This is a genomic window from Cryobacterium sp. M23 (genome assembly GCF_002929655.1).
Taxonomy (GTDB): domain Bacteria; phylum Actinomycetota; class Actinomycetes; order Actinomycetales; family Microbacteriaceae; genus Cryobacterium; species Cryobacterium sandaracinum.
The window spans coordinates 1-10,763 of record NZ_PJJV01000033.1; the positions used below are offsets into that span (position 1 = coordinate 1).

General features: G+C 64.7%; 12 protein-coding genes. 5 read left to right on the forward strand and 7 right to left on the reverse strand.

All coding sequences use genetic code 11. From position 1 onward, the window contains the following. Nucleotides 1-35: 35 nt before the first annotated feature. From CXY82_RS16855 to CXY82_RS00655, 4 genes are all read right to left on the reverse strand, one after another. Nucleotides 36-275: a hypothetical protein gene (locus CXY82_RS16855; protein WP_146069004.1), complete on the reverse strand. Its 240-nt coding sequence runs from the start codon at nucleotides 273-275 to the stop codon at nucleotides 36-38. Between the two features lie 210 nt (nucleotides 276-485). Continuing rightward, nucleotides 486-947, reverse strand: a complete 462-nt coding sequence (locus CXY82_RS00645; protein WP_104169234.1) for a hypothetical protein — start codon at nucleotides 945-947, stop codon at nucleotides 486-488. A gap of 340 nt (nucleotides 948-1,287) precedes the next feature. Then, nucleotides 1,288-1,518, reverse strand: coding sequence for a PLDc N-terminal domain-containing protein (locus CXY82_RS00650; RefSeq protein WP_104169235.1), 231 nt, complete (start codon nucleotides 1,516-1,518; stop codon nucleotides 1,288-1,290). Between the two features lie 66 nt (nucleotides 1,519-1,584). Further along, complete coding sequence (locus tag CXY82_RS00655) at nucleotides 1,585-1,929, reverse strand: DUF6176 family protein (protein WP_104169236.1); 345 nt, start codon at nucleotides 1,927-1,929, stop codon at nucleotides 1,585-1,587. 150 nt (nucleotides 1,930-2,079) lie between these two features. On the opposite strand from CXY82_RS00655, the gene CXY82_RS00660 reads away from it, so the two are divergent. Both CXY82_RS00660 and CXY82_RS00665 read left to right on the forward strand, forming a co-directional pair. After that, nucleotides 2,080-3,285, forward strand: coding sequence for a DUF4232 domain-containing protein (locus tag CXY82_RS00660; protein ID WP_104169237.1), 1,206 nt, complete (start codon nucleotides 2,080-2,082; stop codon nucleotides 3,283-3,285). Between the two features lie 198 nt (nucleotides 3,286-3,483). Then, nucleotides 3,484-4,281 (forward strand): LysM domain-containing protein, encoded by a 798-nt coding sequence (locus CXY82_RS00665; protein ID WP_104169238.1) that lies wholly within the window; start codon nucleotides 3,484-3,486, stop codon nucleotides 4,279-4,281. Nucleotides 4,282-4,386: 105 nt separating this feature from the next. On the opposite strand, the gene CXY82_RS00670 is transcribed toward CXY82_RS00665, so the two are convergent. Continuing rightward, complete coding sequence (locus tag CXY82_RS00670; RefSeq protein ID WP_146069005.1) at nucleotides 4,387-5,028, reverse strand: hypothetical protein; 642 nt, start codon at nucleotides 5,026-5,028, stop codon at nucleotides 4,387-4,389. A gap of 486 nt (nucleotides 5,029-5,514) precedes the next feature. Here CXY82_RS00670 and CXY82_RS00675 point away from each other — a divergent pair, with 486 nt between their 5' ends. After that, nucleotides 5,515-5,982 carry a hypothetical protein gene (locus CXY82_RS00675; RefSeq protein ID WP_104169240.1) on the forward strand — a complete coding sequence of 156 codons (468 nt, stop codon included), beginning with the start codon at nucleotides 5,515-5,517 and terminating at the stop codon, nucleotides 5,980-5,982. Nucleotides 5,983-6,103: 121 nt separating this feature from the next. Then, nucleotides 6,104-6,859, forward strand: a complete 756-nt coding sequence (locus CXY82_RS00680) for a phosphotransferase enzyme family protein (protein ID WP_104169241.1) — start codon at nucleotides 6,104-6,106, stop codon at nucleotides 6,857-6,859. Nucleotides 6,860-6,940: 81 nt separating this feature from the next. Here CXY82_RS00680 and CXY82_RS00685 read toward each other — a convergent pair whose 3' ends face one another. After that, a complete protein-coding gene (locus CXY82_RS00685; RefSeq protein ID WP_104169242.1) occupies nucleotides 6,941-7,195 on the reverse strand; it encodes a hypothetical protein in 255 nt (84 codons plus the stop codon). A 152-nt stretch (nucleotides 7,196-7,347) separates the two neighbouring features. On the opposite strand from CXY82_RS00685, the gene CXY82_RS00690 reads away from it, so the two are divergent. After that, nucleotides 7,348-7,815: an SRPBCC family protein gene (locus CXY82_RS00690; RefSeq protein WP_198411917.1), complete on the forward strand. Its 468-nt coding sequence runs from the start codon at nucleotides 7,348-7,350 to the stop codon at nucleotides 7,813-7,815. Nucleotides 7,816-8,489: 674 nt separating this feature from the next. Here CXY82_RS00690 and CXY82_RS00695 read toward each other — a convergent pair. Continuing rightward, nucleotides 8,490-9,914 carry an alpha-amylase family protein gene (locus CXY82_RS00695; protein WP_233199096.1) on the reverse strand — a complete coding sequence of 475 codons (1,425 nt, stop codon included), beginning with the start codon at nucleotides 9,912-9,914 and terminating at the stop codon, nucleotides 8,490-8,492. Nucleotides 9,915-10,763: the final 849 nt, after the last annotated feature.

Here is a 10,763-nt window from a genome sequence, read left to right on the forward strand (position 1 = left end):
ACCAGCCCGCCAAAGAGCAAGAAAGCCAGCCACAACTAGCCGCCTAAACTCACGCTGGCCTCATTCACCTTGACAAATTCCAACTGGGCAAAGAAACGCTCAGATTCAGGATCACCTACTGCCTGACCGGATCCCCGAGCAAAAACGGTTTCGACGTCCCCGCAAGGATTTGACAACGGGTCGACAGCCAAGGCGGCCGGCACGATGACGATAGATGCGATCAGCGTCGTTATGGCCGCCGCCACTGAAAGAAAGAGCGTTGTTCTTCGGCTCACAGAAATACCCCCAGATTGTGGCTGAAGCCGGTCGTCTAAGAAAGACGAATAGGCTGATCTGGCCTGATTTTTGCGCCAAATCCGTCTCAGGCTACAGGTCACTGCCCGCGCGAGTAACCCCCACTTGTGGGATGCGGGAAACATTACGAAAGTGGGGAGATTCCGCACGAGATCGAGCAGCAGCGATCTCAGACCAGAGTGGCCCCACGGCTATGGGATTGTGACTGGGCTCACATACAGCGATACCTGCAGGGGCTCCCCAGGGGCAGCACTGCTTAGCGACAACTGATAGTCATAGCCGTCCGCAACGCCAAGCCCGGTGCACAGGATGGCGCGCCCGAAGTTGTTCGCTGGCCGTTGACACGGCCGATCCACGGTCAGGGTCACGTCCGCCGCAGCAGCGATCTGCTCCAGGTCTTTGGCGGTCACCACCGAGTCCGCTTGCGCTTCCCACCTCCGGGAAATGCTTGGACATGGGTTGGTACTCACACACAGGAATTGCTCGCGTCGGACAATGTCGTCCAGCACCTTCCAGTCCGCAGGAATCGCCAGTCGTGACACCTGCGCAACGAGTTCCTCGGTGATCCTGTCTTCGAAGGTCCTGACAATGATGGAAGCGGCGACAGCAAGGACGACAATGCCAATCAAAATCGCACCAAGAATCTTCTTCACGCTGTCCCCCGTTGACAGAACCTCCGGCCACCATTCCCGCCGGCCGCTGCTGATTGCTGTTGCCAGCAGCGTATCTGGTGGGCGGGCTTCATGTCCCCATCAAGGCGGTCACTGCGGGTCTGTAAGTCATAGTCAAGTCGCCCAGGCCCGACAACGCCGGAAGTGGGAACAGGGCACAGGTAGACCTGCATGGTTCGGGTGCGGTGTTGACAGCCCTGCAGCGCAACCGTAAGACGGACGTTTCCCGGCACGCGTCTTGCGCGAAACGGGGGAGCGGTTGCTGATCAAGACCAGGGACCGCAAGGGAACCCTCACTGCCCGCGCGGATGACTGTCGAGGTCTATCGAACCTGGCGTGTCAGTCGAAAGCCGAATGGGTGTGGCCCAGCGAAAAACCAGACGAGCGCACCGAGCAGAGGGGCGAACACTACGCCGGCTATCCAGACGACTCTCTCCAGGCCTGACAGGTCGTTGGTTCGGGCAATCTGCATCATTGCGTAGGCAATTGCCGCGACGTAGACGACGGCAACGACCGACGCGAGCACGACTGCGAATGCGGCTTCAGTGTCCATGACGGTTCCGATCGTTCGGTTACTTCAAGATATTGCTCGGATGCAGAAACATCCGCGGGCTGTTGGTTATCTCATGAGTTGTCGGACGCGATCGGGGATCATTGTGACGCGGCTCGGCAGGTCAACGGCGGGGTATAACTTGTCGATGCAGGCTTGCCAGTATTCGATGTGCTTTTTGTCGAGCCAGTGCTCGGAGTTTTCGACGGCGTCGCCGTCTTTGCCCTGGACGGTGTACCAGTACATGTAGTCGACACCCTCGATGCACTCGGTGAAGATGGATTCAACGTACATCCGCTCTCCTTCCAGAGTCACGAGTACGTCGCGCATGTCGTCGTTGAGGAAGGCGATCCATTCCTCGACAATGCCGGAACAGTTGGGCTTGACGCGGAATCGTGACAGTTCAACCTGCATGGCCTCAGCATAGGGACCCGCCTCCAGCGAAGGATCCCGAACGCGGCAAGCTGCCTTGTTGACCGAACCACTTGGCTCGTCGGACCCGGTATTCCCAATGTGCCCGTAACTGCGTGCGATGCCTGCCCGGCGGTGAAGTAGTCTCTGGGGATGACAAGGCCCGGCCACAGCCCATTTCCCTGGATTCCGGCCGCCGTCGCCGCCGCGTGGTGGGTCGTGTGCGCCGGCGGATTCGGCTTCCTGACTTGGTTCGCTCTGGTCCCCAACGCCTTCGTGAAGCACCTCCTGCCAGAAACGATCACGCGCAGCGTCTGGTTCTGGTCCTGGCCGTGGATCGCTCTCGCCCCCCTTGCCTCGGCCGCCGTCGTCTTCGTGGTTTACCTGTTCCTGGCGCGCCTCATCGTCGACCGGACCGACGGATCGCGCACAGCCCGGTTCTTCGCCCTCTGGTTTGTGGCCGTTCTGACCGGCTTCCTCGCCACCCTCCCGTGGGTGATCAGCGCGATCGTTGCGGCATTCCCGCCGTCCCGCGCCGCATTCGTGCTCGACCCGGCCGGTGAGTCCGTTCTCCTCAGCGGGTACTGGGGGATCGCCTGGGGGTGGTTGCCGGCCCTGTTCGCCATGCGCCGCGCCCGGGTGCGCGCCCAACCGGCCCACCCGGCTCAGCCGGGCGCGGATGCCGTCCCGGCGTCGGCCGCAACCGGCCCGTTGCGCACGCGCCCGCTCGCAGTTCTTGGCAGCATCGTCGTCGTCGCCGTGATCCTTTCCGGTTTGGCGGCCGTTACGGGGAGCCGGGCCGCGCGGCTCGATGCGGCGGCGGAGAACGCCCGCGCCAATGGGCACACCCTCGGCTCCGTACCCGACCCGGATGTCCCGGTCACGCCGCCGCCCACCATCGCACCGGCGGCGGCCGAGCCCGCCGCCGACTGGTGCACGCCCGACCAGGCGGCGCTGCTACTCGGAGACTCGGACGCGGCCATGGGGCACCGCACCTTGTCGATCCAGGCGATGAACTTCACCGACTCCCCGTGCACCCTCAGCGGCTACCCCGACCTCGCCTTCGCGGACGAGAGCGGGTCGGCCCTCGACGTCACCCTCGTGCCCGGCGGAACGTTCATGACCACCGACGAGGGCCCCGTGCCCATCGTGGTTCCGGCCGACGGCTACGCCATCGCCCGACTCGGCTGGGGCGCCATGGCCACAGCGGATGTCCCCACGACATACACGCTCTACGCAGCGCTCTACCCAGGCCTGGTTCGCGGTTCCTGGCCCAGCACCCTCGACATCGTCGCTGGCGGCGAAGTCTCCGTCACGGCCTGGTCGCTCACAGACGCCAGCCCAGACCCCCAGCCCTGAACCGGAGCCCGTCGAGACCTGAGCGTCAAAACCTCGGGAAACTTTGAACGGTTGGTCTGAGCTTTCGCAGTGCCGATTCAGACAGAGCGATCGGTGCGTGCGGTAGCGACTTCGGACGAGCCACCTTGTCCGTCGGGCCCGCGGCTGGACCGGCGATGCGGCCGACTGCCATACTGGGCTCGGCGGGGAGAGGACCTGGTGCCACGACTGGCGACATCCGTTCTGGGGAGCATCGCTCTGGTGTTCGGACTGGTGGCTTGCTCGCCAACTGAGACTCCAGCGGTCGACACGGCCGTCCACACGGATGCGCCGGCCCCGCCCGACCGTGCGGCCGACGTTGTCATCCCCGACGGTGTCATCGGCACGGCCGAGCTCACGTCGGCCTCGGGAGACAACACCATCTCCGGAACCGTCGTCGTCACGGCGGGTGGGGGCGGATTCGACGTCGCACTGAAGGACTTCCACTCGGACGTCCCCGGAGGCTTGCAACTATCCTTCAGCCCCTGGTCGGAGACCACGATCTGCCTGGCCGACATGCACAGCTTCTCGTTCGGCAACCTCTCCACGGACGCCGATCAGCCTGGGCTGAGCATGGGCCCCAGGGACTTGTCCCGGGGCGACCCCAGCTACTACTTGACCGCCGTCATCACGGAGACCGATCCGACCACGACCGATCCTGACGGCTGCGTGCTTACTCCCCGGGCGGTCGGCACGATCACCTGGGACGTGCCGGACACCCGCCCCGGGCTGCTCGCCGTCGATACCGGCGTCCGGTTCGGCGCCGGCGGTGCCACCGCTACAACCGATGGTGCCCCGCTCTCCTACCGAGCGGTCGCCGGCGACACGCTCAACGACATCGCCACCCGCTTCGGCATCACGGACGACGACCTCGGCTTCCTCAACCCGCTCACCAGCCGCCAGCTCCAGGCCGGCGACGAGCTGAACCTCCGGGTGACGCTGCGCGGCGGCGCCTCGGTCCCGCCGCCCTCGGGCTGAACGCCGCTCCAGGGAATGAACGGCCGCTGTCGCCCCCTATGGGGAACCTCCTGCGCGACGGATCCGCGGCCAATCGGGCCGATTGCCGAGCGCCCAGATTTTGGGTCAGTGGGGGGACCGTAGCTGGTCGCCCGGCTGGAGCGCCGTGCCGGCTGCGCACCCGAGCTCTCCGGGCTGAAGCAGAATCTTGGGCACCTGCAACACCTGCACGCCGTCGACGTCTCGTTTCACGAGCAGGCAGTCGTCCCCATCGCCCATCGCGAAGCCGATGTCGCCGTCGACTACCGTCGCCTCGGGATCGAACGCGACCTCACGCTCACCGGTCGGCTGCGGCATGCGCTTGACGATCTCGGCGACTATGTTGTCAGCGGATGCCGCGGACGGCGTGTTTGTCAGCACCTCGACAACGAGAGCCTCCGCTCCGTCGGGAACAACGTTAACCAAGCGGGTGTCGACCGGAGGGGGGATGCGCTTTGCGTCCGGCGGGCAAGCGATGTCGTGGGCGACCGCTGTGTCGTCGCTCCATTCGCCGGGCTCCTCGGTCGCGACGCCCCAGAAATCGAACTGCGACTCAAAGCAAGCGACGTGCGGCCCTTCGTTCGGGGTGGGCTGTATCGTCGCACGAAACTGCAGCGCTCCAACTGGTTCGCCGTGGATCGCGCCGGGATATGGTTCGTAGCCGATCAACTCGACTACGGTCGATTTCTCGGTGTCGGTGTCAGCCCAGCGGGCATAGTCATCGATCACGTCCGTCCCCGCACGGTAGAGACCCCGAGAGACGTCAGCGACTGCCTTGCGCGCCGACACTTGTGACACCGCGTCCGACGCCGGGACTGCTCCCGCGCAACCAGTGAGCGTGCCGCACACCGCGAAGGACAACCATGCGACGGGGCTCGGACGGTGTCGGTTCGAAACGGAATGGCGCACGTTGTTGATCAAACCACAAGTCGGCCGGATGTTGTTGCGTGGGGGATGGCCCACATCAGCACGGCGTCAACGCCGAAGGCGAAGTCAAGCGGTGGTAATCATGTCATCGACGGTACCGCGGCTCCCCGCCCGCAAGGGGGAGGGTCAGCGGGCGGTGCTGCCCTGCCCCTACCTGCGGGGTGAGCCGTGCACGTCCGCGTCGGCTGTGCCTCCCGCCCGAGAGCTTGGGCCCGCGAAGCAGTGACAACGGCGTATCCTGCGCGCTACGCTGCAGGCACGGCGGGGCCGAGTGCATTGGGGGATGGTGTGAAGGTTCTGGGTGCCGTCGCGGCCGGGCTGATGGCCTTGGGTGTCGCCGCGCTTCTCGTCGTGTTCGCCCTGGAAAACCGGGTCATCGAAGCCCTCGTGGAGCAGGCCACGCAGCTGGCTGTCCCCGCCGACTGGGAGCAGGTGAACGACATGGTTCGCCGCGAACAGTTTCTGTGTATGAGCACGAACCCGTGCCCGAGCATCTCCCGGCGGTGGGTGACGGACACCCCCGTTAGCGTCCACGACTTGGAGCGCATGGCGACGGGCGCGGGCCTCAGATTCTCGGTGGAGGGCACCTGCCAGTGGCCGCCGACGGCGTTCTCCGAAACGGGGGTTTGCACCTTGTACGGTGTTCGCGGTGAGTACCACTACCAGGTCTGGGTGAGCGACCGTCCGCAGGAGCCCCAGCAAGTGTCACTGGAAGTGAGTCCGAACCGGCCCTACCTCACTCAACCTCGGGGGTGAGGGACTCCACCTTGTCCCGGAGGGTGGCGACTTCGGTGCGGAGCTGGTGCAGCTCGTAGGCCCTTTCGTCGCACCCTCTGCGGGATTGGGAAGCCTGCAGCGTCATGCGAAGCTTGGCGACGTGAGTGAAAAGCTGGATGGCGGATTCGATGGCGGCGCGCTTCTCATCGATGGAACCGTGCGCCGCGTTCCCGGCACGTGGACCCCGGCCGTGAATGCCCTCTTGCAACATCTGGCCGACAAAGGGTTTATCGGGGCACCGCGCCCGCTTGGGACCGACGCACAGGGTCGGACTGTCGTTAGCTTTCTCGAGGGTGCGACCGTCGGTAACGTCCGCCCGTGGCCGCGTTGGACGCACAGCGAAGAGGCGCTCCTGGACGTCGGCGACTGGCTCAGGCGCTACCACTCAGCAGTCGCCGACTTTGTCCCGCCCGCAGGCTCGATGTGGCGCGAAGGCCAAGTATGGGAGCCGGGCCTGATCATCGGTCACAACGATGCGGCGCCCTACAACGCGGTCTGGAATGAAGACGGACTGGTGGGTTTCGTGGACTGGGACATGGCCGGCCCGACCACGCACGCCGGGGACCTTGCCTGGGTCGCATTCTCCTGGGTCCCGCTCCACGCTCGACAGCTCGTGCTGGAAGAAGGATTCATTGCGTTCGGCGAGCGGCGGGCACGCCTCGAGTCCTTCCTTCGGGCCTACAAGTGGGATGGCACTGCCAGCGACGTTCTGGAGCTCATCCGTCAACGAGTGCAGAGGCAACTCGACATCATCCGCTCAGTGGCGGCTGATGGCGATGCGACCTACCAGCGGATGCTCGCCCACGGAGTCGACCGGAATCTGAAAGCCGCGTTGGGCGATCTCAGCACTGTTTGACACCTCGTCACAAATCCAGGCTCATTGCGGAACTTGCGGTGTCGCCGCGGTGAGGAGTCCGACGATGCGCCTCTTCGATCTTCAGCCTTTGGTGGCCGGTGGGAGTGCTTTGGTGTGCAGGAACCTGTATGTAAGTCCGCTTGCTAGTCCGTAGCCAGCGAAAAGGATCCCGTTCCCCAGAGCGTCGAATTCAGCAGTGAACAAGGCGACGCCGAGCACTACCGTGAGGGCTGCAGTCACCGCCCAGTATTTGCCGTTTTTTATGTGATCGCTCCAATAGATGGTCGCCGCCTGCGGCCGCTCCGCAATGCTCGGGAAGCCTGATTCTACGAGCATGCTCTAGTCCGAATCACTTGCTCAGGAGGCGCGCTCAGTCACCTGCGAAGCAGGCGTTCGAGGGACCTCGACGGACGCAGATTCGGCGCCACGTCGTCGAGGCCCCGAAGTTTCGGGGGAGTAGCGGTTGGGAACGACCTAGGCTGGCGAGCATGACGGTTGAACAGGTTGAGCAAGGGCCGCGCCGAGTCGCGCGCACTGTCGAGGTGCCGGCTTCGGCCGACGACGTCTTCGCGTTGGTGGCTGATCCGCACCGTCACGGTGAGCTGGACGGCTCGGGCACCGTCCGCGACACGGTGTCGGGGCCGCAGCGGCTCAGCCAGGGCGCACAATTCTCGGTAGCGATGAAGCAGTTCGGCATCCCGTATCGCATCACCAGCACGGTGACGCGCTTCGAGGACGGTCGGCTTGTGGAATGGCGTCACCCAGCGGGCCACCGGTGGCGCTGGGAACTCACGCCGCTCACGCTCACGTCTACGCGCGTCACTGAGACGTTCGATTACAGCACCGTCCCAGCCATGCAGGGCAAGGTCTTCGAGCTGCTCGGCTTTCCTCGGCAGAACGCCGCCGGCATCGAAGCCACCCTGCGCCAACTCGCGTCGCGCTACGCCCGCCCTTGACGTGACGGTGCTCACGTCCTGACCGGACGCCGAGACCCCCGTCTGCACGGTCGTACGCCTCGCCAGATGCTGCCAACGGTGCGGCCGGGAGGGCGCAGCGACAGGGCCGCTGGGGAGACAGCAGCACACGACGAGCTACTCCCACCCGCTGGAGTACGCAAACGAGCCGCCAGCGCCGCGACGCCTTCCTTCCACGTGGCACCTTCGGCACTCGTCGTTGCGGTGATCGTTGGTGTTGCGAGACGTTGATCCACAGTGAGAGGGCTTGGAGGCACGAGGGTTCACTGTCGGCGGCCGATCTTGGAGTGCCCGGCTTGAACTGGCGGATCCGCCAAATCTGTCGAACTTCCGCCAGGCACTCTCGCGAGTTCAGGCTGCCGGACTCAGCGTTTCCTAATTGACTGTGACCTCCTCGGCCGATCTGTATGAGCTGGAAAAGACAAACAACACCGACTACCCATTCACGCCAGCCACCCCGCACGAGCTGTTGGATGCCGATGCCACTCGAGACCTCTGAAACCGGCGCTTTCGCGTGTTTGGCGCGTACGACCGCGACGAAATGGTCGGGGCGACCCTCAACGCACATCGCGATCGCCACGTGGAGACGGAATGCATGTCGGTGTTGGCCAGTCATCGAGGCCGCGGAAGCCCTAGCTATGGCGTTGGCTATCCACTTACGTGCGGGCTCCGGCGTGCAGGGCGATCGAGTCGCCGGCGCCCACGGTAGCGGTGAAGGTTCCGTCAGCGGCGACGAAGTAGCTTGGGCCCGAGCAGGAGCCGCCCGCGCCGGGGTCGCCGTGCTGGACGTCGCAGTAGCTTCCTGCGGGCAGGGAGGTCTTGAACGTCTGGCTGATCGCGCCACCCTCGTGGTTGATCACGACGAAGCCCCCACTCCCCCGACCGAAGGCGATCGCGTTGTTGCCGTTAGACCACCAGTTCGTCACCGAGGTGCCCGTCACGGTATTGCGGAAGGCGACCATGTTCGCGATCTGCCGCCAGGCGTGCTGGCACTTCCAGCCGTCGCTGTAGCAGGCGTTGACCGTGCCGCCAGTCGGCGGGCCGGCATCCGTGTTGGTGAATTCATAGCCCGAGTACACGTTGGGCGAGCCGTAGGGCCAGGCGAGCATGAAGATGTTCGCGAGCGTGTAAGTGTTGCCGTCCTTGTAGCTGAGGGTCGAGCCGTTGCGCTCGGTGTCCCAGTTGTCTACGAAGACCCGCGCCTTGTTGCTCGCGAGGTAGCCCCAGGACTCGCCCCATGTGTTCAGGTAGGCGATCTTGTCGCTGGTGAACATGCGTTTGAGGTCGAAGGCCCCACGGAATTCGTCGACATCGCCGGTCGAGGTGTATTCGCCCGGCTGGACCGCCTCGTTCCCGCCGGCGATGACCTCCTGCGCCCAGTAGACGCTCGAGTTGGTCAGTTTTGCCTTGATGGCGGAGAGGTCGGCCGCGGCCATGTGCTTGGCGCCGTCGATCCGGAAACCGTCGACGCCGAGGGCGCTGAGGTGGTTGAGGTACGCCGCGATGGTGGACTGCACGTAGGTGCTCGCCGTGTTGAGATCGGCGAGGCCGACGAGCTCGCAGTTCTGCACGTTGGAGCGGTCGCTGTAGTTGGTGATCGGGGTCCGGCAGGAGTGGAAGTCCTGGTTCTGGTAGTAGCCCGGGTAGTCGTACTTGCTGTAGACGGTGCCCCCCGTGCCCGTGCCGGAACCCGCGCTCATATGGTTGATCACCGCGTCGGCCACGACCTTGACACCGGCGGTGTGGCAGGTGCTGACCATGCTCGAAAATGCGGCCTCGTTGCCGAGTCGCCCGGCGATCTTGTAGCTGACCGGCTGGTAGGAGGTCCACCACTGCGAGCCCTGGATGTGCTCCTGGGCCGGCGAGACCTCGACGAATCCATACCCCTTGGGACCGAGGGTATCCGTGCAGGCCCGGGCGACCGATGCGAAGGACCACTCGAAGAGCGTCGCCGTGACGTCCTTGGCACCCGGCGGACTCGCATCCGCCCGGGGCGTTGTCACTCCTACATCGAGGCTCAGGGTCAGGACTAGGGCCAGGCCGGCCACCGCTGCAAACAACGGACGGGTTGATCTGCGCACGATGAAACTCCTTGTCGCGCGCGCCAGCGGACCACGCCGACGCGCTTCATTGGGAACGGGCGATTGCGAGCGGGCCGCGGAAGCGGAACCCGGTAAACGAGGTACTAGACCCTCGAGTTACGCTACTGCAAGCGTTTGCAATAGTGCAAGCGCATGCCGAGGAATTGTGCGCCAGCCCCCTAAGACCACCCATCGAAACCCTTAAGAGGGTCCGCTGCTGCCGGGCCGGGTAGGGCCCGAATCGCCAAGTTCGGCGAAGAGATCGAATGGAGCGCTCTGAACCAGGTCGTCCTCCTGCGAAGGCGCATTGCGAAGCTTAGTAGCCGGGTCGCGCCGAGGGCTTCTCGGCGGTCCACCTCAACTTGGGCACCGTCTCCATGCGAAATGCGTCACTGTGCGCACGGGTATCGCGGGTGCGCGTCGCGGGAATAGCGCCATGCTGGACACCACGCCACGGTGAACCTCATCCGGCAGGGATCGCCATCCTGGTGCACTTCGAGCTGACTACCTGAATCGGTGGGACGAGTTCGCGGCACCTCGTTTCCTGGCGCGCGACAGGCGCCACGGCCAAACGCTGCGCAGGGCGTCGCTGAAGGGCTGGTGCGACTGGCAAAGTGCAGGACAAATGAAAAACTCCGGGTCCGCCAAGGCGAAGTACCGGAGTTCCCAATTCGTGGCCCAAGTAACATGAGACAGCGGTCATCAAGGGCTTACATTACAGTCTTAGCTTGGAGGGCGCCCCGTGGCAACGACATCGAGCGAGGGGCACTGGATAGAGGAATGGCTCAGCATTGGCCGGTTCTCCACCTACCTCGCGGCCGCCGGCCGATCTCGCTCACGAGCGCTTGA